Genomic DNA, 21,520 nt, shown 5'->3' with positions numbered 1-21,520 from the left:
AAATAACACCTAAAAAACAGTCGTTTAATATACTAAATGTATTAATTTGAATATCTTTGAATATCTAAATTCAAATTCAAATGCCACAAATTAGAATTTATCCAAACGAACAATTTAAAGAATTAGAACTCGATTACTCTTTAAAACTTCGATATGCCATTTCAAACAAAGGGCGATTAATTAGTTTTTCAGAAAACATAAAAGATTGTCGACTTTTAAAAGGATCTTTAAGTGATGGTTATCCAACTTTTTCATTCCGAATCAAAAAAGACGGTAAAAGTGTTAGCAAATGTTTATTTCTTTATAAACTAGTAGCGCAATATTTTATTCCGAAACAGTCTGAGGAACAAATTTATGTAATACACTTAGATTATAGTCGAAATAACGATGATGTCAATAATTTACGTTGGGCTACCAGAGCTGAAATGATTGAACATAGGAATAAGAATCCAAAAGTAATTCAGGCCAGAAAAAGTCTAATCGAACACAATCTAAAAGCTGACGGAAGAAAATTAACAACCATTAGGGTCATGTTAATTAAAAAAATTTTAGCAAGGCCAGAACAAAAAACACGCCTGAAAATGATTGCCAAACAATTTGGTGTAAGCGAAATGCAAATCAGACGTATTGCATCTGGTGAAAATTGGGGACATGTAAGGATTTAATTATTGTTTTTTTTTAAACAATTAACAATCGATTTTATCTCCAAAAGCAACCTATGTTTTTTTCTATATAAAAAATCACGTTGCATGTGTATAATTTCACAAGTATCCAATTAATTTAAATTGTAAGCAATAGCATCTTCCACACTTCCTGAAAACGAATCCTACTACTGCTCCTAAAATAAAAAATCAAAGTCAGATCTATCACAAAATAGAATAAAACTTTGTACCTACTAAATTTTTCAATAATCAAATAAATCCTTAAATTCGCAATCTCAAATTATTACAACAATCATTAAAATGAAATGAGCTTTTGCGAATTCTATTTTTACCTATAAAAATAAATTCTTAAAAAAATAAAATGAGTTTTTACAAATTCATTTTACAATAATTTAAATAAAAAGAAGAAAATGACACGAGCGTAAGCAACTGCATTTTACCATTAAAAAACAAATAAAAAAACTTTGAAATGACACGAGGCCTTGCCGACTGCATTTTGTACAAATAACAAATAAACAAATACAAAATGAAATACGATATTATAGTTTTAGGAAGTGGCCCTGGAGGATATGTTACAGCAATTAGAGCCTCTCAATTAGGATTTAAAGTTGCCGTAGTGGAAAAAGAAAACCTAGGTGGTGTATGTTTGAACTGGGGTTGCATCCCAACTAAAGCATTATTAAAATCGGCTCAGGTTTTTGATTATTTAAAGCACGCTTCTGATTATGGATTGACTGTTTCATCATTTGATAAAGACTTCCCGGCAGTGGTTCAACGTAGCCGTGGGGTTGCAGAAGGAATGAGCAAAGGTGTTCAATTCTTGATGAAAAAAAATAAAATTGACGTTATAGATGGTTTTGGAAAGCTAAAAGCTGGTAAAAAACTAGACGTTACCGATAAAGACGGAAAAGTTACTGAATATAGCGCAGATCATATCATTATTGCTACCGGTGCCCGTTCTCGTGAGTTACCAAACTTACCGCAAGATGGAGTAAAAGTAATCGGATACCGTCAAGCAATGACATTGCCAACGCAACCAAAATCAATGATTATTGTAGGTTCTGGGGCTATTGGAGTAGAATTTGCTCATTTCTATAACTCAATGGGGACTGATGTAACAATCGTAGAATTTATGCCAAACGTAGTTCCTGTAGAAGATGAAGATATCTCAAAACAATTTGAGCGTTCTTTGAAAAAAGCAGGTATTAAAATCATGACCAACTCTTCTGTTGAACGTATTGACACTACTGGTGCTGGAGTAAAAGCGTTTGTTAAAACAGCAAAAGGAGAAGAAGTTCTTGAAGCTGACATTTTATTATCAGCTGTTGGAATCAAAACCAACATCGAAAACATCGGATTAGAAGAAGTGGGTATTGCTACTGATAGAGATAAAATCTTGGTGAACGAATATAACCAAACTAATATCCCAGGATATTACGCAATTGGTGACGTAACTCCAGGGCAAGCATTAGCTCACGTAGCTTCTGCTGAAGGAATTAACTGTGTAGAAAAAATTGCTGGGCTTCACGTCGATCCTATCGATTATGGAAACGTTCCTGGCTGTACGTATGCCACTCCAGAAATTGCTTCTGTTGGATTGACTGAAAAACAAGCAAAAGAAAAAGGATACGAATTAAAAATTGGTAAATTCCCATTCTCAGCTTCAGGAAAAGCAAAAGCTGCCGGAACTCCAGACGGTTTTGTAAAAGTAATTTTTGATGCCAAATATGGCGAATGGTTAGGATGTCACATGATTGGAGCTGGAGTTACTGATATGATTGCTGAAGCAGTTGTAGCTCGTAAACTGGAAACAACAGGACATGAAATCCTAAAATCAATCCATCCTCACCCAACTATGAGTGAAGCAGTTATGGAAGCAGTTGCTGATGCATATGGTGAAGTAATTCATTTGTAATAAATAAGATTTTATAAATTTAAAACCCGATTTGAATATTTCAAATCGGGTTTTTCTTTTTATCCAAGAGAGCGAAATTTAAACAAAGAATAATCCCTCTTCTATTTTGCCAATACCTAAATGTGGAGTATATTTACTTTTATATATAAAAAAAGAAAAATGCTACACAACAACATACTAGGGACTATTGGTAATACGCCGCACGTAAAAATCAATAAATTATTTGGCTCAGAAGCTAATGTTTGGATAAAACTTGAAAAAACAAATCCTGGAGCTAGCATCAAAGACAGAATTGCTCTATCGATGATTGAAGATGCAGAGCAAAAAGGATTATTACAAAAAGACAGTACCATAATTGAAGCCACCTCTGGAAACACCGGAATTGGATTAGCGATGGTTGCTGCCGTAAAAGGTTACCGATTAATTTTGGTAATGCCCGAATCCATGTCGGTAGAAAGACGCCGATTAATGAGTATCTATGGAGCCGAATTTGTTCTTACTCCTCGTGAAAAAGGAATGAAAGGCGCTTTAGAAAAAGCACAAGAATTAACTGTTGAAATTGCGAATTCCTGGTCTCCGCTACAATTTGACAACCCCGCAAATATAGATATTCACAAAACCACCACTGCGCAGGAAATCATTAAAGCTTTTACAAATGGATTAGATTATCTAATTACAGGTGTTGGAACTGGCGGACACATAACAGGTTGTGCCGAAATACTAAAACAACATTTTCCAAATCTAAAAGTCTTTGCTGTAGAACCTGAAGCTTCACCAGTCATTAGTGGCGGAGCACCTTCACCCCACCCGATTCAAGGTATTGGTGCTGGATTTATTCCTACCAATTTGCATACGGAGATCCTTGACGAAACTATACAAGTGAGCAAAGACGAAGCGTATGAATATACCCAAAGAGCTGCTAAAGAAGAAGGTATTCTTCTTGGAATTTCATCTGGAGCTTCATTAGCCGCTGTTGCCAAAAAACTAAAAGAAATTCCTTCAGGTTCCAAAGTACTAACCTTTTGCTACGATACTGGAGAACGCTATTTGAGTATAGAGGGATTATTTGAATAAAAAATAAATCCCCTCAATATCCAACCGATTTGTGAAAGCAAGTCGGTTTTTTTATTTTATAAATTATAAGCAAAGTCATTTTTAATTTCTTCCATCACAAAAGAGCTTTGCACATTTGAAATCCCTTTGATAACCGATAATTTATCGATGACAAACTTTTGATATTCATTCATATCATTGACAGCCACTTTCAACAAAAAATCATAATTCCCAGATACATGGAAACAGCCCGTAATTTCGGGCAATACAAGAATGTGCTGTTTAAAATAATCTATCAATTCCCGTGAGTGAACGGCCAAAGTCACTTGACAATACACACTGATTGATTTCCCAATTTTGGAAGCATCCAATAAAGCCACATAATTTTTTATATAACCTTTTTGTTCCAATTTTTTAATTCTCTCAAAAGTTGGAGAAACTGACAACCCCACTTTTTCGGCGATTTCTTTTGTGTTTTGTTTTGAATCTTGTTGCAAAAGCATCAATATTTTTTTGTCTATGGCATCCATTTCAGAATAATTATATGGTTTCAAAAACTACTAAGATAAAATTCAATATTTAAAAACTGTATTTACAATCAAATATAGAATTATATTTTGAATATTAACCCCTATAAAGTTTTTTAAATCTTTAAAACTACATTTACAGTAAAATTAAATACTATGCTACCTATTTCAGAATCATTATCCGAGCAAGACAATCAACGTTTATTCGAACTGAATCAATACATAGAAAATGCCAGAGATAATTTCTTGGGTTATCCTGTATCCAAGGATTTTGACTATTCAGAAATCAATCATTTTTTAAAATATCCTATCAATAATCTGGGTGATCCTTTTGAGGACTGCACCTACAAAGTACAAACCCATGAATTGGAAAGAGAAGTGGTTGGATTTTTTGCTAAATTATTCCGTGCCAATCCAAAAGATTATTGGGGTTATGTCACCAATGGAGGCTCCGAAAGTAATTTGTATGGATTGTATCTGGCCCGCGAATTATATCCAAAAGCAATGGTCTATTACTCGGAATCGACGCATTACAGTGTTCGAAAAAACATTCACTTACTTAACATTCCAAGCATTGTTATTCGCTCTCAGGAAAATGGAGAAATCGACTATGTTGATTTTGAGAATACCCTAAAAATGAATCGTCATAAGCCTGCTATTGTGCTTACTACTTTTGGAACAACTATGAAAGAAGCCAAAGATGATGTATCAAAAATCAGGGATATTCTAAAAGGACTGGCCATTCAAGACAGTTACATCCATTGTGATGCGGCGCTATCTGGAAGCTATGGAGCCTTTATGGAGCCAAGACTCCCTTTTGATTTTAAAGATGGCGCGGACAGTATTTCGATCAGTGGACACAAATTTATAGGTTCTCCTATTCCTACTGGAGTCATTATCACGAAGCGTTCCAATAGAGATCGCATCTCAAAAGGAATCTCATACATCGGTTCTTTAGACACCACAATTACAGGTTCAAGAAACGGTCATTGTCCATTATTTTTATGGTATGCCATAAAAAAACTAGGAGTTGAAGGTCTAAATAAACGGTATCTGCATAGCTTAGAAGTTGCTGATTATTGCGAACAAAGACTAAAAAACATAGGAATTGCAGCTTGGAGAAATCCAAATTCCATTACAGTAGTTTTTCCAAAAGCGGCTGAAGAAGTAAAATCAAAATGGCAATTGGCAACCGAGGGCGAAATCTCCCATATTATTTGCATGCCTAATGTGACCAAAAAACAAATTGATCTTTTCATCAACGATATAGAAAATTGTATAGAAAACCCAGAAGAAATAGCGGAATTTAGTTTCTAATTTTTTATTTAATTAAAAAAAACATCTTACTATTATTAATTTTAATTCTGAAATCTAGTCACAAGATTGACTTAATAAAAATCAATCTTATGACTTTTTTAATTCTGGCTTAATCAACAAATTGAAAATAAATCAACACACCCGCAGCCAAAGTCATTATAATCAAAGCTATAAATCCGAGAATATTGGTTAACCATCCGTTTACAAATTCTCCCATAATTTTTTTATTATTAGAAACATGCAAAATGATCGCAATCAAAACAGGAGCTGTCAGCCCATATAATATTGCGGTATAAATCAGTGCTTTGACAGGTGAAATTCCAACATAATTTAGCGATAAACCAAGCAATAAGGATATAGCAATAATAACATAGAATCCTTTAGCTTCATGAAATTTTTTATCTAATCCTTCTTCCCATCCAAAGGTTTCACTAAAAATATAAGATAATGAACCACTTAATACTGGGATAGCAATAAGTCCCGTCCCTATTACACCTACTGCAAAAAGTAGATAAGCCATATTTCCTGCCAAAGGTTTCAAAGCTTGAGCTGCTTGCTCTACAGTATCTATTTGATGTACTCCACCTTTGAACAAAACCGTACCTGTCGTCAGAATGATAAAATACATCACCAATCCGGAGAAAGTCATTCCAAAATCAACATCTTGCTTCATTTCATGAATGATTTTTTTATTCACCATTAAATGCTTTCTCTTATGTTTCATTTCCTCAACCTCAACTGAAGCTTGCCAGAAAAACAGATATGGTGAAATAGTAGTCCCCAAAATACCAACAAGGATTGCAATAAAATCTTTATTCCACTGAATCGTTGGAATAAATGTAGCTTTCATAATGGCTACAAAATCTTGTTTGTATAAAAAGGGAACTATAAAATAAACCAACATTACAATACATAAATATTTAAGTACTGATGCTATTTTTTGATACGGCAGATAGATAATGAGGCCCAAAAGCAAAATCGTAAAAAATACACTAAAAAAAGACGCATCAACAGAAGGAAAAAGCAAATTACCTACAGCCCCCATACCAGCAATATCAGCACCAATATTCATAATGATAGCCGGAAAACTAAACAAAAGCATCAAATACAAAATGGGTCTTGGATAACTTTTTTTCAAAGTCCCCGTTAAACCCTGACTGGTTACCAAACCAATTCTCGCACACATTTGTTGTATAGCTGCCATCAACGGGAAAGCAACAATCGAACTCCATAAAGTTGTAAGTCCATAAGCCGCTCCCGCTTGTGAGTACGTCGCAATTCCGGAAGGATCGTCATCACTCGCTCCTGTTACGAGTCCTGGCCCTAGCAGTTTCCAAAAATGAGCAATTTTCTTTCTCAATATACTTTTATTATTCATTCTACTTTTTTACAATTATTTAAAAAAAGGCTGGAACCCGCTTTAAGGAATTCATCATCAATAATACCTTACTAATTTACATATTTTATACCATTGTTTCAAGTCTAAATAAATCCAAATGCAAAAATTAATTGTATTTTAGTTGTTTTTATTTTCAATAACTAAAACACTAAAATGAAAATCAAACTATCTTTATTATTTTTTTCAATAATCAGTTACTCCTGCAGTAGTAATCAAAATAAAACCAAACATAGTGATTTACCAATTATTGGAACTTGGGAACTCATTTCGGCAACAACCACTCAAAAAGATTCCACTTTTTCTACTTTTGACCCAAAAGTAAAAATGATAAAAATTATTAACCCGGATCATTTTGCTTTTTTTCAACATGATTTAACAATGGGAAAAGAACCTAATCCGAAGTTCTCGGCAGGAGCAGGAAAATACACTTTAGTAAACGACACTTACACCGAGTATTTAGAATATTTCTCCATCAGGGAATGGGAAAACAACAAATTTGAATTTAAAGTTTCCATAAAGAATGACACTCTTACACAACAAGGTGTTGAAAAAGTAGAGAAACTGGGCATTGATCGAATAATAACTGAAAAATATAAGCGTTTAAAAGACTAATCAGTATTGGCATTTTTTTAACAAACGCTAGACATTTCAATTACAATCCACTATTCATGGAAGAAAAATTAAAATTCCCCGATTGGGCTTATTTAAACAAATACAAAAATGAAAATACATTGATTTCAGCTCCGCCTCTAGGGGAACAAGGGATTATTTTTTTTGGAGATTCCATAACCGAGGGCTGGAAAAAGATTAGCCCCGAATTTTTCATTGCCAAATCATATATCAATAGAGGCATTAACGGCCAAACGACTTCACAAATGCTCTTGCGTTTCAGACCGGACGTAATTGAACTGAAACCCAAAATTGTCGTAATTTTAGCTGGAGGCAATGATATTGCAGGAAATACAGGCCCAACAACACTCGAAACAATCATAGGAAATCTTATTTCCATGTGTGAATTGGCCAAAGCAAATGACATTGTAGTAATATTATGTTCAATACTCCCCGCTAATGATTTTCCTTGGAAACGAGGAATGGAACCCGCCGATAAAATCGAAGCATTGAATGAATTGATTCTAAAATATGCCAGAGCAAATGACATTGCTTATGTAGATTATTTTTCGGTTATGGTCGATGAACGAAAAGGTCTAAAAGCCATTTATTCCCAAGATGGAGTACATCCTAACAAAGAAGGCTATCGAGTTATGGAACCAATCGTTGAAAGAATCATTAGTAATTTGTAATTAATGTGATATAATTTCAAAAAAAATAGTGATTCTGTTATATCCTTTTAAACCTATTTACTTAATGGGTTATTAACCTAATTCTTTAGTTAATCATTGTTATTTTTTCTGAAAAACGCCTTACTTTTATCCTTTCAAAATTAACATTCAATTTCATAATCATGACCAAAGATCTGATTGTTCAAAATATTAGTGCTTCAAAAAGCCATTTTTCTATAAATTACAGCATAAAGACCAAAACGGAAGCCTTTACCGAAAAACTGTTTTACACTTTATTTGATTCTAATGCACCACTAGACGAAAGCATCGATCAATTAGAAAAACAATTCAAAGAAATAGCTTCATTGGCCTGCAAAAAAGCACAAGATTCCTGTGAAAGTGCCTGGGATAATTTTTTGCACAAATTACCCTCTGTACTCGAAAACTTAAATAAAGATGCTTCCTATATCTTGGAAAACGACCCGGCATCCAATAGCTTGGAGGAAATTTACCTTGCTTATCCAGGATTTTACGCCATTGCCATTTACAGATTGAGTCACGAATTATATTTGTTGGATTTAATGCTTTTTTCAAGATTAATGAGCGAATATGCACATCGCATTACAGGAACAGATATCCATGCAGGAGCTACTATTGCTTCTCCCTTTTTTATTGACCATGCTACAGGAATTGTAATTGGGGAAACCGCTGTTATTGAAAAAAATGTAAAAGTTTACCAAGGAGTAACTTTGGGCGCATTGAGCGTGAGCAAAGAAATGAAAAACTCTAAAAGGCATCCTACTGTAGAAAAAAATGTATGTATTTATGCCAATGCAACCATCTTGGGAGGAACCACAGTTATTGGCAAAAACAGTGTTGTAGGTGGGAATTCATGGGTAACAAAATCAATTCCAGCGGATTCAATAGTATTGAATACGACCACAACAGAAGTTAAAATAAAAGAGAAAAAGAAAAATGAAAACCTATAAATTAGTAGAATTAATCGGGAATACGCCATTGGTGGAAACCACCAGATTAATTAAAAATAAAAATGTAAAACTTTTATTAAAACTCGAAGGTGACAATCCTGGAGGAAGTGTAAAAGACCGTGCCGCTTACAATATGATTGCATCCGCTATTGAAAGAGGCGATATCAAAAAAGGAGACAAATTAATAGAAGCAACCAGTGGTAATACTGGAATTGCTCTCGCCATGATAGCCCAATTATTCAATATAGAAATCGAATTGGTATTACCCGAAGATTCAACTATTGAGCGTACACAAACCATGCAAGCCTATGGCGCAACGGTTATTCAAACTCCTGCTAGTTTGGGAATAATAGGTTCCAGAGATTATGCCGACAAAAAAGTTGCCGAAGGCGGGTACGTAATGCTCAATCAGTTTGCCAATGATGACAACTGGAAAGCGCATTACAAAACCACAGGCCCCGAAATATGGAATGATACTGATGGAACGGTAACCCATTTTGTATCGGCAATGGGAACAACGGGAACCATCATAGGTACCTCAACGTACTTAAAAGAAAAGAATCCTAATATTCAAATCATTGGCGCACAACCGAGTGAGGGCTCACAAATTCCGGGTATTCGAAAATGGCCACAGGAATATTTGCCCAAAATTTTTGATGCCTCAAAAGTAGATCTTACTGTTGATGTCAGCGAAAAAGAAGCTCGTGAAATGACCAAAAGATTAGCGCAGGAAGAAGGTGTATTTGCAGGAATGAGCAGCGGAGGATCTGTTGCAGTAGCCGTAAAAATCGCCAATCAATTGGAATCTGGTGTGGTAGTAGCCATTATCTGTGACCGCGGAGACCGTTATTTATCTTCAGATTTATTTGATTGATAAAGATGCTAAAATTCTGAAAACTTTAAAAAACTTAGCATCTTAGAGTTTTAGAAACAAAGAAACTTAAAAAAGAAAAAATGAACTATCGTAAACTAGGAAAAACCAATTTCAATATTTCAGAAATAGCGCTTGGAACATGGCAAGTTGGCGGTAAATGGGGCTCTCCCTTTAATGACAAAACCGCAGACGAATTGATCAATACTGCTATTGATAACGGTGTGAGTTTTATTGACACTGCCGATGTTTACGAAAATGGATTAAGCGAAACTGCAGTAGGTAGAGTGGTTCGTTCTCGTTCCGAACGCATTTATGTAGCGACAAAATGCGGCAGACACATCAATCCGCATGTAAATGAAGGATACCAAACTAAAGTTCTCCAGAAATTTGTAGAAGACAGTTTGAAAAGAATAGGATTGGAAACAATCGATCTTATTCAGTTGCATTGTCCTCCCAATCAAGTATTTTACCGTCCCGAGATTTTTGAAATGTTTGACCGTTTAAAAGATCAAGGAAAAATTTTGAATTTGGGTGTTAGTGTAGAAAAAGTAGAAGAAGGTTTGAAGGCAATTGAATACTCAAATGTAACTACGGTTCAAATTATATTCAATCTTTTTCGTCAGCGCCCTTCTGAATTATTTTTTAAAGAAGCTCAAAAAAAAGATATCGGAATTATTGCCCGAGTACCACTGGCCAGCGGATTATTGACTGGTTTATTTGATTCCAAAACTACTTTTGGAGAACAAGATCATCGAAATTTCAATCGAGATGGAGCTGCTTTTGACAAAGGAGAAACCTTCTCCGGAATTAATTATGAGTTGGGTTTAAAAGCCGTAGCAGAATTAAAAGCTTTATTTCCTGAAGCTACCAACTTGGCTCCAATTGCGTTGCAATGGATTCTAAGTTTTAACGAAATTAGTTGTATTATTCCTGGAGCATCAAATCAAAGTCATGTTTTATCCAATCTTTCATTGTATGATTTACCAAAACTGACTCCCGAGAAAATTACCGCTATGAATGCCATTTACGAGCAATACATCAAACCGCAAGTACATCAACTTTGGTAATTTATCAAAATGAACTATGAGAGCATTTATCAAAAGGAGTATAAAAGGTAAAACCGTATTATCGTTGTTTATACTTTGCAACGTAGTATATGCCATTATGCTAATTGTTACCATTCCCGAAGTAATGCACTATTCTGGAGGAATGAAAATTCTGGATATGATGCCCACGGGGTATGATACTCAATATGTCAACACACTTTTTAATTCTTTAGGAACTGCCGGCAGAGATTCCTACTTGTATCATCAGCTTCCATCAGATTTGATATATCCTTTCCTTTTTGGAGTTAGTTCCTGTTTGGTTCTAGCATATTTCCTAAATAAATTAGGAAAACTAGATGGGAAATTATTCTATTTGTGTTTGCTTCCTTTGTTTTCTGGACTTTTTGATTATGCTGAAAATTTTGGAATAATAACAATGCTAAAAAATTATCCCAATATAAGTGTAATACAAGTTCAAATCACAAGCTTCTTTACGGTTTTAAAAAGTGTCTTAACTTCTCTTTATTTTAGTATTCTTATCATCACTTTATTGGCTGTTGCCAAGAATAAGTATTTTTCAAAAAAAGATTAAAAACAATATCATTTCTCCTCTTTGGCGTGAAATCTTTTACTGTCTGATGGAACGGCTGCTCTATCAAACATACCATAATCTCGTTTTACATCCGCTATTCGAAGATGATAGTCTTTAAACATACCATCCCTCCCTTTGGATTGTGCCCAACGGTGCATTTCAAGACTTCTCCATTGTTGAATACTTTCTTCATCTTTCCAAAAAGACAAAGACAATACTTTTTCCGGATCATTCAAACTTTGAAATCTTTCGATAGAAATAAAACCTTCAATTTTATCTAGTTCTAGTCGTAATTGGGCAGCGATTTCTAGATATTCCGCTTTTTTCCCTTCGCCTGGGAGTACTTCAAAAATTACTGCAATCATGATGTTTCTTTTTATTTTATTCAATGGAAATTAAAATATTCTTTGGAAGCCTGGCATTGGATAAGGACTCATATTCGATCTTGTCATCAAGAAGAGCAATGCTTTTATGCTTTTCAAATAAATACTGCAAGACATCTGTGGCTAATCTCACCGAAAAATGTTTGGCTAAGCATTCATGTCCTCCAATTCCGAAGGTCAAATGTGATCCATTATTATTTCGATTTGTATCAAAAACTTGGGGATTCAAAAACTGATTTGCATCCCGATTCGCAGAAGCAAGTACCAAGAGTATTTTGTCTCCTTTTTTTACCACCACCTTATTCAAAACAATATCTTCTACTGCAACTCTTCTAGTAGTATGAATTGGTGGATCAAACCTCAATGTTTCTATTACTATCCTTTGTATCCAATCGCTTTCGTTAGATAACTCCAAATGGGCAAGATCTTTATTTAGTATTTGAAGTAAAGCATTACTCAAAAGCCCTCGACCCGCATCATAACTTTGAATTAATAATCCAATTAAATTACTCACAAGCAAGGACATTACTTTTTCCGCCCCAATTTGGTGTTTTTTTGAAAGGATATCTACTAAGGAATTGCCTAAACCTGAATTAATTAATTGTTTCTCTACTAACGAATAAATCTTTTTTGCAATCCTATTGATAAATTCTATCTGCTCCTGCGTTTTATTAGGAATCATTATCTTGGTAAGTTGTTCAATATTCTCAGTAATAAAAAGTGAATCTTTATCATTAAAATCAAAACTTTTCAAAACCACTACTACTGGCAATTGTTTGCAAACCGAATTTACCCAATCCAGTGCGGGGCCGTTTTCTCCTTTTTTCAGTAACTCCTTTAGAATTTTGTTTGTGGTCATAACATTCATATTAGAAAATAAAAACATAGCCACTTCCCGAGCGATATCATGATGAATTCCATTACTCAATCGAGCCAATTGAAGCGCTATTTGTAATGCGCTGCTATTTAATCCCTGCTCATTATCTGGATTAATCTCTGGAATATATGCCACCGAACTATTGAGAATGGTGACACAGCCATCATAGGAATACAGTGCCCATAGTTCGTTTTCTTCGTCCCAATAAATGGGATTTTGATAAAGCATCTTTTGATACAAACTGTAAGGATCTTGAATTTCTGACTGCAAAAATAAAGTTGTTGTCATGTGTTCTAAATTATTTTTCAAAGATAACTACCTTTGCTTCTCTAACACTTCACTTTGTACTTAACTGTCGACACCAATTAATGGAAAATCAATTTAAACAAATCGCTACTCTCATTGGCGATCCAACTAGAGCAACCATAATGTGGACTTTGCTAGAAGGAAAAGCTTTTACCGCAACTGAGTTGGCAATTACGGTTACTACTTCCCCCCAGAATATCAGTATGCATTTGACTAAATTAGTGCAAGCAAACTTATTGGTTGTAGAAAGTCAGGGAAGGCACAAATATTACCGTTTCGCCAGAAAAGAGATTGCATATGCCATTGAAGCAATGATTAGTTTAGTACCTCCAACTGTCAATACAAAAAAAATAGAATCCCAAAAAGTATCTCCGATAAAATATTGCAGAACTTGCTACGACCATATAGCAGGTAAAGTTGGCGTGGCTCTTACCGATAGCTTATTGCAACAACAATTAATTATTGAGAACACAACAGGATTTGAAGTCAGTCCAGAAGGCGAAAAATGGTTTGCTTCATTTGGAATCCCTCTCAGCGTTTTAAAACAACAAAAACGCTCATTCGTTCGCCCTTGTTTGGACTGGAGTGAAAGAAGACCTCATATAGCAGGTTCGCTTGCCACAGCCCTATTAGACAAAATGGTTCACGAGGATTGGGTACGAAAAATTAGAGGTTCCAGAGCACTGGTTGTAACAGCCAAAGGCAAAAAAGAAATACAAACCCATTTTAGAATTGATTTATAATACCTAAAAACACAACTAAATGTTCAATAAAGCAAATTTCAAAGAATGGTTTGATCGTTACAAATATTCTGAGTTGGCAGCCACCAGCGCGGCTTTAATAGCATCTCAATTCAGCAGAATTTTTAGTGGGTTGGTTACAGCGTATCTAATCACGTTTGCCGAATATTTTGCTTTTTATGGTGTTATGATATACCGATCTTACAAAAGACATCAACTTCAGCATGGAAAAACGACTCTAAAGGGAATCTTGTACTTAATTCGGAATTTATTTCTTGAATTTGGTTATCCTGCTGCTTTGGATTTCTTTTTTATTCGCCCGTTTTGCATGTATTGGATGCCAATTCTAACTGGAAATTATTTCGTTGGAATTATTTTAGGAAAAATTACTGCAGATAGCTTTTTTTACTTTTTATCCATTGTAAACTACGAATTGATTAAGAAGAAAGGATAGCCATTCAATCTAAATAAAGAATTATATAAAAACAACAAAAGGTTCAGTTTATTGACAAACGGAACCTTTTCTTTTTTTATTATTATTTTAAACCAAAGTAGCTGCTGTTGTGATTTCGGCAGTGAATAGTTTTGAAATTGGACAATTTTTCTCTGCTTTTGTCACTAACTCTTGGAACGTTTCGTTTGAAATCCCGCTTATTTTAGCATTAACTGTCAAGTGGGAGCTAACAATTGTTCCTTCCACTAAATTGATATCACATTTCGTTTCGATACTTTCAATTACGGCACTCGTTTCGCCTATAAAAGCACTAAGTTGCATGGTAAAACAGCCTGCGTGTGCAGCAGCTACTAGTTCTTCAGGATTAGTTCCTACTCCCTCCTCAAATCGGGATTTAAATGAATATTGGGTATTGTCTAAAGTTTTACTTTGTGTTGTTAATTTACCGGCTCCTTCTTTCAATGAGCCATTCCAAACTGCGGTTGCATTTCTTTTCATAATAAACGTGTTTTTAGTTTACTCAAATTTAGCTTTTTAGCAAAAAAAAGAATTTAGTAACTGATTTATTTAACTAAAATTTAATAATACAAGGAAGAAAGAATACTGTTTCCGTAATATTTTGTACCTTGTAAGTCAATCACTTATCCATCTTATTAGAAATTGAATCGAACCAAATAATTAACTCAACAGTTAAAACAAAAATGATATGGTACCAACTTCCAAAACACCCATCTCATCCCATTTATCTAAAAAATTTACCACTCTTGAAATTTTTCAGTACTTGTTTATTACAATGGTATTCTTATACTTTGGAAAATCTTTATTTATTCCGCTAAGTTTTTCTATGCTTATTAGTTTTATACTATACCCTGTCTGCAAATGGTTGGAACAAAAAGGTATAAATTCTAATGTAGCTATTGGACTTTCCTTAAGCGTTATTGGACTTTTATTTGCAACAATTCTATTCCTTCTTTTCTCTCAAATCCTGGAGTTTTCAAATGAATGGCAAACTTTGGAAACAAAGCTAGAGGAAACCACAAACCAGTTGAGCGTTTTTCTAACGAACCAATTTGGAATCAACGAGGAAAAACAACTCAACTATATTAAAAACACAATAAACAACTCGAGTTCTCAAGTTTTTTCACTTGTTAAAAATACCGTTTATTCCTTATCAGAATCAATATTCTATCTTTTAATAATCCCCATCTTTTCGGCATTGATATTATTTTATCGCCAATTATTGGTTCAAGCATTGTACCATATTTTTCCTTTGGACAAAAAAGAAGTGATTCACGAAATTATTGTCGAAACGATTCACGAATACTACAAATTCATAAAAGGAATGCTTGTCGTTTATGTAATAGTTGGGCTTTTGAATAGTGTCGGGCTTGCCATTATTGGTATTCCCTATCCATTCCTTTTTGGTTTTACCGCTTCCATACTTACTTTTATTCCTTATGTCGGTATTATGGTTTCGTCGCTATTGCCAATTACAGTTGCTTGGATTACGTTTAATTCTATTTGGTATCCATTGGGAGTAATTGCCGTTTTCTCCTTAGTACAAGTGCTGGAAGCTTACATTATATTTCCTTACGCCGTAGGAAGTCGCTTGAAGATAAACACACTCGCTGTACTAGTTATGATTATTGCTGGGGGAATTCTTTGGGGAGCAGCAGGAATGATTCTGTTCATTCCATTTATTAGTATTATAAAATTAATAGCTGACCGAACTAAAAGTCTAAAGTCATTATCAGTGTTATTGAGTGATGGGAAATCAAAAAAACAGCAAATTTAAAGTCTGTTTTTCTTTTAATTGACGCAACCTTTAGTTTAAATAAACATCTAGTTATCAAAGAACCCTTATGAAAAATATAAAATTTTTATTTCTTGCTTTTAATCTATTTCTATTCAGTTGCAATACTGATGATTCTTCTACGAAAGAAACGGAAACACAAAATATGACCAAAATGTATGATGAAATTATTTCAACCTCAATGGTCAATACCAACCCATGTACCAACCCAGCAGAATGGTCTTTTACAACCATTGGTTCAAAAGCATGTGGAGGTTCATCTGGATATATCGCTTACTCCTTAAAAATTAATGTTACTGAATTCCTTAAAAAAGTAGAGAATTACACCAAAGCGGAAGATGCTTATAATAAAAAATGGGGTGTTATTTCTACCTGCGATATAATATTACCTCCAACAAGAGTAGATTGCGTTAATGGAAAGCCAACATTGGTATACTCTGATTTGGATAATTAAGGATTGGTTAGAACCTAATTTATTCTGGGGATTAAGCCTTTTGATAATTTTCAATCCCAAATCTCTCTATACATCCCCTGCCCCCGATTATAGTGAAAAACCCGGAGTTCTGGAAGTACTATAACACTTGCCTTGAAAGAGCGACCAACGGAAGCTCCTTTCCGGGCTTAGTGTTATTGCTTCCAGAACGAGGATTTGAAGCGAAAAGCGGGATTAGGCTCTTATAATGAGAAAACTATACTTTAATTCGGTAACTTACGTTCTATTAGAAACTTATATTATTATGAAAAAAGTAATTATAATATGCTGTCTGTTATTGTCTATTGGCTGTAAAACTAAAAACGTAAATGGAAAAAAAATGGGTAAAAGTGTAGATGCGACTGAAATGAGCACAGTCGATGAAGCCCAAAAAAACAAAGCCTATGAGCTAGGAAAAAGGATTTTGATGACCTGTAACGACACTAAATTCAAGCCTTTTACGCAAAGTGAAGCTACGGACAAAGTCATTGCAAAATCTACGCCTGAGAACATCAAAAAAATCTGTGTGAAATACAATCTAAAATATGGACTTTTTAAGGATCTAGAATTCGTAGAAATGATTCCGAACAAAACTGACAACACAAATGTGTATCGATTCAAGGCTCTTTTCGAATATGCTAAAGCCAATAAGGAACTTCGGGTTACTATGAATACCGAAAATAAGGCTTCGACCATCACGACCAAAGACTGGAAAGATGAATTTGAGTAATCAGTTTTCAGTTGCGTTTTCAAATAAGATAAATAAAAACTGCACTCGAAAACTGGAAACTCCAACCTATTAACTTCTCGAGATTTTTTATTTTAAAAAAAAATAGAATTAAAATCCAAAAATAAATCCAAAGCCTTATTTTTGCGCTATGGCAAAGAAAAATACAGACAAAGTTGTCTTTCATCAAATAAAAGTCCTTGATGCTGGTGCAAAAGGCGTTTCGGTGGCAAAAGCTCCCGATGGAAAAGTAGTTTTTATCCCAAATGTAGTTCCTGGGGATGTCGTTGACGTACAAACTTTCAAGAAGCGCAAGGCGTATTATGAAGGTAAAGCGGTCCATTTTCATGAATTATCAGAATATCGTGTGGATCCAATTTGTGAACACTTTGGAGTTTGTGGTGGCTGCAAATGGCAAAACATGAACTACAGCCAACAATTGGTTTTCAAACAAAATGAGGTAAAAAACCATTTGCAACGCATTGGCAAAATAGAGCTTCCTGAATTCGAACCGATTTTAGGCTCTGAAAAACAGTTTTTTTACAGAAATAAAATGGAATTTTCGTTTTCGAACAGCCGTTGGTTGACCGAAGCCGAAATTGGAAGCGAAGAAGATTTGGGCAATAGAAATGCGCTTGGTTTTCATATCCCGAAAATGTGGGACAAAATCCTGGACATCAACAAATGTCATTTGCAGGAAGACCCATCAAATGCCATTCGAAATGAAGTTCGTGCCTTTGCGAATGAGCATGGTTTGACTTTCTTTAACCCGAGAGCACACGAAGGTCTACTAAGAACTTTGATGTTGAGAACAGCTTCAACTGGAGAAATTATGGTTTTGATTCAGTTTTTTGAAAACGACAAAGCCAACAGAGAATTGATTTTAGATCATCTTTACGAGAAATTTCCTCAAATTACTTCGTTGCAATATGTGGTAAACAATAAAGCAAACGATACTTTGTATGACACCAATATCAAATTATACAAAGGAAGAGATTATATATTGGAAGAAATGGAAGGTTTAAAATTTAGTATTAACGCTAAATCTTTTTACCAAACCAACTCCGATCAAGCCTACGAATTATACAAAATAACCAGAGATTTTGCTGGACTTACAGGAAATGAAATCGTTTATGATTTATACACTGGAACGGGGACAATTGCCCAATTTGTATCTAAAAATGCCAAAAAAGTTATTGGTGTAGAAAGTGTACCCGAAGCAATTATTGATGCCAAAGCCAATGCAAAACGCAATGAAATTACAAATTGCGAGTTTTTTGTTGGGGATATGAAAGTAGTTTTTAACGAAGAATTTATTGCACAACACGGCAAACCGGATGTTATTATTACCGATCCTCCAAGAGATGGTATGCACAAAGACGTTATCGAACAAATTCTAAAAATAGAGCCTTCAAAAGTGGTTTATGTAAGTTGTAACTCGGCTACACAAGCTCGTGATTTAGCATTAATGGACGAAAAATACAAAGTTACGAGAGTGCGCCCTGTGGATATGTTTCCGCAAACGCATCACGTTGAAAATGTTGTACTTTTGGAAAGACGATAAGCCCCATTTAAATGAAAAAAATAATTGCATTTTTATTGATTCTCGGTTTCGCTTCTTCCAGTTGTGAACCAGATGATATTTGCGACCCAAATACGCCCACTACACCAAGAATGCTTATTCAATTTTTCGATATTTCGAATCCTTCATTAAAGAAAAACGTTACCAATTTAAAAGTTATTGGTGAAGGAATGACCGACGGTGTTGTTTTAACCCCAACCGGAATTGATGAGGCTAAATATGTGACAAATGAAAATAACGTTTTGCTTCCATTAAAAACAGATGCGGATGTAGTGAAATATAAGTTTATTCTCAATTATGGAAATAAAAACCCACTTCTTGTAAATGAAGACAACTTAGAATTTAAATATACCCGAGAAAATGCCTATGTTTCCAGAGCTTGCGGATTTAAAACCATATTCAATTTAGACCTAAACAATCCTTTTACACTTACTGACTCTAGTACTTCAGACGGAAAGTGGATTCAATATGCGATAGTAGCACAAAATAACATAACATACGAAAATGAAACAATCATTAAAATATTCTTTTAGTTTTTGCTTTTTGTTGTCACTGTTATTTGTACAGGCGCAAGAGAAGACTACAACAAGTACTCAGCAAGACGTTAAAATAACGGAAACTAAAAGTACAGCCACGGCAAAGAAAAATACAGAGAAAAAAAGTAAAACCGTTCAAACAGACACCCTGAAACCCAAAACTGACCGATACGGATTGATTGTTGGTGTTGACATAAACAAAATTGCTAGATCACTTTATGATTCTGATTATAAAGGAATAGCATTTACAGGCGACTATCGATTGACCAAAAAATACTATTTATATGGCGAGATAGGCAATGAAAATGTAACTATTGACGACCCACAATTGAACACCACCAGTAAAGGTTCCTATCTGAAAGTGGGGTTTGACTATAATGGCTACACCAATTGGCTGGACATGGAAAACATGATTACTGTAGGTATGCGGTATGGTTTTAGCACCTTTAGTGAACAATTAAACAGCTACGAAATTTATAATCCGCATCCTTACTTTGGGCAGTCCCCAAGCATTCCTTCTGAAGAAACATACAATGGTTTAACTGCAAGTTGGGCTGAAGTTGCGGCTGGAATAAATGTAAAAGTGTTTAATAATATCTATGTTGGATTTAGTTTACAGCTGAAAATGCTAGTAACCAATTCGGAGCCTGGCAACTTTGAAAACTTATATATTCCAGGATTTAACAGAACATATGATGGGAATTTCGGAGCGGGCTTTAACTACACCGTTTCCTATTTCATTCCTATCTACAAAAAGAAAGTTGCGCCAACAAAAACAGCTCCTAAGAAGAAATAAACCAAAAATTAAATATCATAAAAAAAGGAGTAAAATTGAACTTTTTGATTCAATTTTACTCCTTTTTCCTTTTAGTCCACTATCCAATTTCCTTAATTCCTTTTATAAATAGCCAAGACATGAATAGTTTTTCACCGTCTTTGGTCTTGGCAGCCTGAAATTTTGGAGATAACAGAGTTCCTGCTATGAAAGCTGTCATCGGAATCCAAAATCCAGATAAATTGGTATATTGTTCTACCAAATAACGAAATGAGATAAACAATATCGCAAAGCAACCTAGATTGTATAGAAATGCCCTAACTTGTAATTTTGTCATTTTTAATCAATTTAATAATCTTCCCCAAAATTAATTGAAAATATAGATAATCCTCAAAAAAACTAAATATTTATTTCACCACTTGAATAAGTCTTTAAAATATTAGTCAAACTATTACAATTTAACAATAATTAACTTTATTTGCTTTTCTATTGATTTATGTACTAATTTTATATACAATTAACACACAAAAAACACAACATACTAATTAACAGTATTATACAATTTAAATTATAGATTAAAGCAATAAAAACAGATGCTCTTTTATTTTTTAAAGTAATACAATCTTAATACTTTTTTTCAATTACAAAAACTAACTTTCTAAGCTAGAAATTGTTTACAAATTTGAAAGAAAACAATAGAATACTCAATCCATCTAATTCAAAATCGAAAAAAAATGGTATTCATTATTTTTAACACACACAATTATGGACAATGAAATTTACTTTATTGAAAAAAAAGAAAATGAAATTTTTATTACTGTTACTGTTTCTACACACGGTATTGCCACTACGGAAGTAAAATTATTTCAAGACGGTAGCATCATAAACAAAGGATTTTCAACTAATGGAGCAGGCTTAATCAGTAAAACCAGTTTAGGAACTGACATTAAATTAGATGGTACCACAATAAAAATTGAAACGGATATTGTATTAACAAAGGTCCCTAAATCAGCTTGGGAAAGTTGTTTCAAAAACTTAGAGATTCATTATTACTTAGAAGGTGGAAAAGCCAATCAAAAACAACCTATAGAATTACTTTCTTCCGAAAAAAAGAAAAGCAGTAGCGGAGAAACTATTGTTGTTATTAAAAGGATAGACTTGCTTTTGGAATAACCGAATGATATCACTCAAACCAAATAAA

General features: G+C 34.2%; 25 protein-coding genes. 19 read left to right on the top strand and 6 right to left on the bottom strand.

What is annotated here, in order from left to right:
- Positions 1–80 precede the first annotated feature (80 nt).
- From KZH69_RS06575 to cysK, 3 genes are all read left to right on the top strand, one after another.
- On the top strand, positions 81–665 hold the full coding sequence (locus KZH69_RS06575; protein ID WP_219316653.1) for an NUMOD4 domain-containing protein: 585 nt from the start codon (positions 81–83) through the stop codon (positions 663–665).
- Positions 666–1,188: 523 nt separating this feature from the next.
- Complete coding sequence (lpdA, locus tag KZH69_RS06570; protein ID WP_219316651.1) at positions 1,189–2,577, top strand: dihydrolipoyl dehydrogenase; 1,389 nt, start codon at positions 1,189–1,191, stop codon at positions 2,575–2,577.
- 159 nt (positions 2,578–2,736) lie between these two features.
- Positions 2,737–3,651, top strand: a complete 915-nt coding sequence (cysK, locus tag KZH69_RS06565; RefSeq protein WP_219316650.1) for a cysteine synthase A — start codon at positions 2,737–2,739, stop codon at positions 3,649–3,651.
- Positions 3,652–3,707: 56 nt separating this feature from the next.
- Here cysK and KZH69_RS06560 read toward each other — a convergent pair whose 3' ends face one another.
- The gene (locus KZH69_RS06560) at positions 3,708–4,160 is read right to left on the bottom strand and encodes an Lrp/AsnC family transcriptional regulator (protein ID WP_219316677.1); all 453 of its coding nucleotides are present in this window, start codon (positions 4,158–4,160) and stop codon (positions 3,708–3,710) included.
- A gap of 153 nt (positions 4,161–4,313) precedes the next feature.
- Here KZH69_RS06560 and KZH69_RS06555 point away from each other — a divergent pair, with 153 nt between their 5' ends.
- Positions 4,314–5,474 (top strand): histidine decarboxylase, encoded by a 1,161-nt coding sequence (locus KZH69_RS06555; protein WP_219316649.1) that lies wholly within the window; start codon positions 4,314–4,316, stop codon positions 5,472–5,474.
- 109 nt (positions 5,475–5,583) lie between these two features.
- Here KZH69_RS06555 and KZH69_RS06550 read toward each other — a convergent pair whose 3' ends face one another.
- Complete coding sequence (locus KZH69_RS06550; RefSeq protein WP_219316647.1) at positions 5,584–6,852, bottom strand: NRAMP family divalent metal transporter; 1,269 nt, start codon at positions 6,850–6,852, stop codon at positions 5,584–5,586.
- Positions 6,853–7,026: 174 nt separating this feature from the next.
- On the opposite strand from KZH69_RS06550, the gene KZH69_RS06545 reads away from it, so the two are divergent.
- From KZH69_RS06545 to KZH69_RS06520, 6 genes are all read left to right on the top strand, one after another.
- The gene (locus KZH69_RS06545) at positions 7,027–7,485 is read left to right on the top strand and encodes a hypothetical protein (RefSeq protein ID WP_219316646.1); all 459 of its coding nucleotides are present in this window, start codon (positions 7,027–7,029) and stop codon (positions 7,483–7,485) included.
- A gap of 56 nt (positions 7,486–7,541) precedes the next feature.
- Positions 7,542–8,174, top strand: a complete 633-nt coding sequence (locus KZH69_RS06540; RefSeq protein ID WP_219316645.1) for an SGNH/GDSL hydrolase family protein — start codon at positions 7,542–7,544, stop codon at positions 8,172–8,174.
- Between the two features lie 161 nt (positions 8,175–8,335).
- A complete protein-coding gene (gene epsC, locus KZH69_RS06535) occupies positions 8,336–9,142 on the top strand; it encodes a serine O-acetyltransferase EpsC (protein WP_219316644.1) in 807 nt (268 codons plus the stop codon).
- Positions 9,129–10,016, top strand: coding sequence for a cysteine synthase CysM (gene cysM, locus KZH69_RS06530; protein ID WP_219316643.1), 888 nt, complete (start codon positions 9,129–9,131; stop codon positions 10,014–10,016). The genes epsC and cysM overlap by 14 nt, the downstream gene beginning before the upstream one ends.
- An 80-nt stretch (positions 10,017–10,096) precedes the next feature.
- Positions 10,097–11,083: an aldo/keto reductase gene (locus tag KZH69_RS06525; RefSeq protein WP_219316642.1), complete on the top strand. Its 987-nt coding sequence runs from the start codon at positions 10,097–10,099 to the stop codon at positions 11,081–11,083.
- 16 nt (positions 11,084–11,099) lie between these two features.
- Complete coding sequence (locus KZH69_RS06520) at positions 11,100–11,654, top strand: hypothetical protein (RefSeq protein ID WP_219316641.1); 555 nt, start codon at positions 11,100–11,102, stop codon at positions 11,652–11,654.
- Positions 11,655–11,662: 8 nt separating this feature from the next.
- Here the strand turns inward: KZH69_RS06520 and KZH69_RS06515 are convergent, their stop codons facing one another.
- Positions 11,663–12,019, bottom strand: coding sequence for an antibiotic biosynthesis monooxygenase family protein (locus tag KZH69_RS06515; protein ID WP_219316640.1), 357 nt, complete (start codon positions 12,017–12,019; stop codon positions 11,663–11,665).
- Positions 12,020–12,035: 16 nt separating this feature from the next.
- Complete coding sequence (locus KZH69_RS06510; RefSeq protein WP_219316638.1) at positions 12,036–13,202, bottom strand: cytochrome P450; 1,167 nt, start codon at positions 13,200–13,202, stop codon at positions 12,036–12,038.
- An 80-nt stretch (positions 13,203–13,282) separates the two neighbouring features.
- Here KZH69_RS06510 and KZH69_RS06505 point away from each other — a divergent pair, with 80 nt between their 5' ends.
- Complete coding sequence (locus KZH69_RS06505; protein ID WP_219316637.1) at positions 13,283–13,963, top strand: ArsR/SmtB family transcription factor; 681 nt, start codon at positions 13,283–13,285, stop codon at positions 13,961–13,963.
- 19 nt (positions 13,964–13,982) lie between these two features.
- A complete protein-coding gene (locus tag KZH69_RS06500) occupies positions 13,983–14,414 on the top strand; it encodes a hypothetical protein (RefSeq protein WP_219316636.1) in 432 nt (143 codons plus the stop codon).
- 87 nt (positions 14,415–14,501) lie between these two features.
- On the opposite strand, the gene KZH69_RS06495 is transcribed toward KZH69_RS06500, so the two are convergent.
- A complete protein-coding gene (locus KZH69_RS06495; RefSeq protein ID WP_219316635.1) occupies positions 14,502–14,912 on the bottom strand; it encodes an OsmC family peroxiredoxin in 411 nt (136 codons plus the stop codon).
- A gap of 208 nt (positions 14,913–15,120) precedes the next feature.
- Here KZH69_RS06495 and KZH69_RS06490 point away from each other — a divergent pair, with 208 nt between their 5' ends.
- The 6 genes from KZH69_RS06490 (at position 15,121) to KZH69_RS06465 (ending at position 20,340) form a co-directional block, all read left to right on the top strand.
- Positions 15,121–16,209: an AI-2E family transporter gene (locus KZH69_RS06490; RefSeq protein ID WP_219316634.1), complete on the top strand. Its 1,089-nt coding sequence runs from the start codon at positions 15,121–15,123 to the stop codon at positions 16,207–16,209.
- Between the two features lie 67 nt (positions 16,210–16,276).
- Positions 16,277–16,681, top strand: coding sequence for a hypothetical protein (locus KZH69_RS06485; RefSeq protein ID WP_219316633.1), 405 nt, complete (start codon positions 16,277–16,279; stop codon positions 16,679–16,681).
- Between the two features lie 283 nt (positions 16,682–16,964).
- The gene (locus KZH69_RS06480) at positions 16,965–17,429 is read left to right on the top strand and encodes a hypothetical protein (RefSeq protein WP_219316632.1); all 465 of its coding nucleotides are present in this window, start codon (positions 16,965–16,967) and stop codon (positions 17,427–17,429) included.
- Positions 17,430–17,577: 148 nt separating this feature from the next.
- Entirely contained in the window at positions 17,578–18,990 is a 1,413-nt protein-coding gene (gene rlmD, locus KZH69_RS06475) for a 23S rRNA (uracil(1939)-C(5))-methyltransferase RlmD (RefSeq protein ID WP_219316631.1), read from the top strand.
- Between the two features lie 11 nt (positions 18,991–19,001).
- On the top strand, positions 19,002–19,541 hold the full coding sequence (locus KZH69_RS06470; protein WP_219316630.1) for a DUF6452 family protein: 540 nt from the start codon (positions 19,002–19,004) through the stop codon (positions 19,539–19,541).
- Positions 19,513–20,340: a DUF6048 family protein gene (locus KZH69_RS06465; protein ID WP_219316629.1), complete on the top strand. Its 828-nt coding sequence runs from the start codon at positions 19,513–19,515 to the stop codon at positions 20,338–20,340. Before KZH69_RS06470 ends, KZH69_RS06465 begins: the two co-directional genes overlap by 29 nt.
- 79 nt (positions 20,341–20,419) lie before the next feature.
- Here the strand turns inward: KZH69_RS06465 and KZH69_RS06460 are convergent, their stop codons facing one another.
- Positions 20,420–20,656 (bottom strand): hypothetical protein, encoded by a 237-nt coding sequence (locus KZH69_RS06460; RefSeq protein ID WP_219316628.1) that lies wholly within the window; start codon positions 20,654–20,656, stop codon positions 20,420–20,422.
- Positions 20,657–21,084: 428 nt separating this feature from the next.
- Here KZH69_RS06460 and KZH69_RS06455 point away from each other — a divergent pair, with 428 nt between their 5' ends.
- Positions 21,085–21,492, top strand: a complete 408-nt coding sequence (locus tag KZH69_RS06455) for a hypothetical protein (RefSeq protein WP_219316627.1) — start codon at positions 21,085–21,087, stop codon at positions 21,490–21,492.
- Positions 21,493–21,520 lie beyond the last annotated feature (28 nt).

It is taken from the genome of Flavobacterium taihuense (assembly GCF_019351435.1).
GTDB classification, from domain to species: Bacteria; Bacteroidota; Bacteroidia; order Flavobacteriales; family Flavobacteriaceae; genus Flavobacterium; species Flavobacterium taihuense.
The sequence above is the reverse complement of the archived record's forward strand: the minus strand, read 5'-3'. Positions and strand labels throughout refer to the sequence as shown.

Excerpts from the sequence above, each read along its gene's own strand:
- KZH69_RS06490 (WP_219316634.1), top strand. The coding sequence starts at position 15,121 with ATGGTACCAACTTCCAAAACACCCATCTCATCCCATTTATCTAAAAAA.
- KZH69_RS06575 (WP_219316653.1), top strand. The coding sequence starts at position 81 with ATGCCACAAATTAGAATTTATCCAAACGAACAATTTAAAGAATTAGAA.
- lpdA (WP_219316651.1), top strand. The coding sequence starts at position 1,189 with ATGAAATACGATATTATAGTTTTAGGAAGTGGCCCTGGAGGATATGTT.
- KZH69_RS06460 (WP_219316628.1), bottom strand. The coding sequence starts at position 20,656 with ATGACAAAATTACAAGTTAGGGCATTTCTATACAATCTAGGTTGCTTT.
- KZH69_RS06510 (WP_219316638.1), bottom strand. The coding sequence starts at position 13,202 with ATGACAACAACTTTATTTTTGCAGTCAGAAATTCAAGATCCTTACAGT.
- KZH69_RS06495 (WP_219316635.1), bottom strand. The coding sequence starts at position 14,912 with ATGAAAAGAAATGCAACCGCAGTTTGGAATGGCTCATTGAAAGAAGGA.
- KZH69_RS06470 (WP_219316630.1), top strand. The coding sequence starts at position 19,002 with ATGAAAAAAATAATTGCATTTTTATTGATTCTCGGTTTCGCTTCTTCC.
- KZH69_RS06525 (WP_219316642.1), top strand. The coding sequence starts at position 10,097 with ATGAACTATCGTAAACTAGGAAAAACCAATTTCAATATTTCAGAAATA.
- cysK (WP_219316650.1), top strand. The coding sequence starts at position 2,737 with ATGCTACACAACAACATACTAGGGACTATTGGTAATACGCCGCACGTA.
- KZH69_RS06480 (WP_219316632.1), top strand. The coding sequence starts at position 16,965 with ATGAAAAAAGTAATTATAATATGCTGTCTGTTATTGTCTATTGGCTGT.
- rlmD (WP_219316631.1), top strand. The coding sequence starts at position 17,578 with ATGGCAAAGAAAAATACAGACAAAGTTGTCTTTCATCAAATAAAAGTC.
- KZH69_RS06555 (WP_219316649.1), top strand. The coding sequence starts at position 4,314 with ATGCTACCTATTTCAGAATCATTATCCGAGCAAGACAATCAACGTTTA.
- KZH69_RS06520 (WP_219316641.1), top strand. The coding sequence starts at position 11,100 with ATGAGAGCATTTATCAAAAGGAGTATAAAAGGTAAAACCGTATTATCG.
- KZH69_RS06540 (WP_219316645.1), top strand. The coding sequence starts at position 7,542 with ATGGAAGAAAAATTAAAATTCCCCGATTGGGCTTATTTAAACAAATAC.
- KZH69_RS06500 (WP_219316636.1), top strand. The coding sequence starts at position 13,983 with ATGTTCAATAAAGCAAATTTCAAAGAATGGTTTGATCGTTACAAATAT.
- KZH69_RS06545 (WP_219316646.1), top strand. The coding sequence starts at position 7,027 with ATGAAAATCAAACTATCTTTATTATTTTTTTCAATAATCAGTTACTCC.
- cysM (WP_219316643.1), top strand. The coding sequence starts at position 9,129 with ATGAAAACCTATAAATTAGTAGAATTAATCGGGAATACGCCATTGGTG.
- KZH69_RS06560 (WP_219316677.1), bottom strand. The coding sequence starts at position 4,160 with ATGGATGCCATAGACAAAAAAATATTGATGCTTTTGCAACAAGATTCA.
- KZH69_RS06505 (WP_219316637.1), top strand. The coding sequence starts at position 13,283 with ATGGAAAATCAATTTAAACAAATCGCTACTCTCATTGGCGATCCAACT.
- KZH69_RS06515 (WP_219316640.1), bottom strand. The coding sequence starts at position 12,019 with ATGATTGCAGTAATTTTTGAAGTACTCCCAGGCGAAGGGAAAAAAGCG.
- epsC (WP_219316644.1), top strand. The coding sequence starts at position 8,336 with ATGACCAAAGATCTGATTGTTCAAAATATTAGTGCTTCAAAAAGCCAT.
- KZH69_RS06465 (WP_219316629.1), top strand. The coding sequence starts at position 19,513 with ATGAAACAATCATTAAAATATTCTTTTAGTTTTTGCTTTTTGTTGTCA.
- KZH69_RS06485 (WP_219316633.1), top strand. The coding sequence starts at position 16,277 with ATGAAAAATATAAAATTTTTATTTCTTGCTTTTAATCTATTTCTATTC.
- KZH69_RS06550 (WP_219316647.1), bottom strand. The coding sequence starts at position 6,852 with ATGAATAATAAAAGTATATTGAGAAAGAAAATTGCTCATTTTTGGAAA.
- KZH69_RS06455 (WP_219316627.1), top strand. The coding sequence starts at position 21,085 with ATGGACAATGAAATTTACTTTATTGAAAAAAAAGAAAATGAAATTTTT.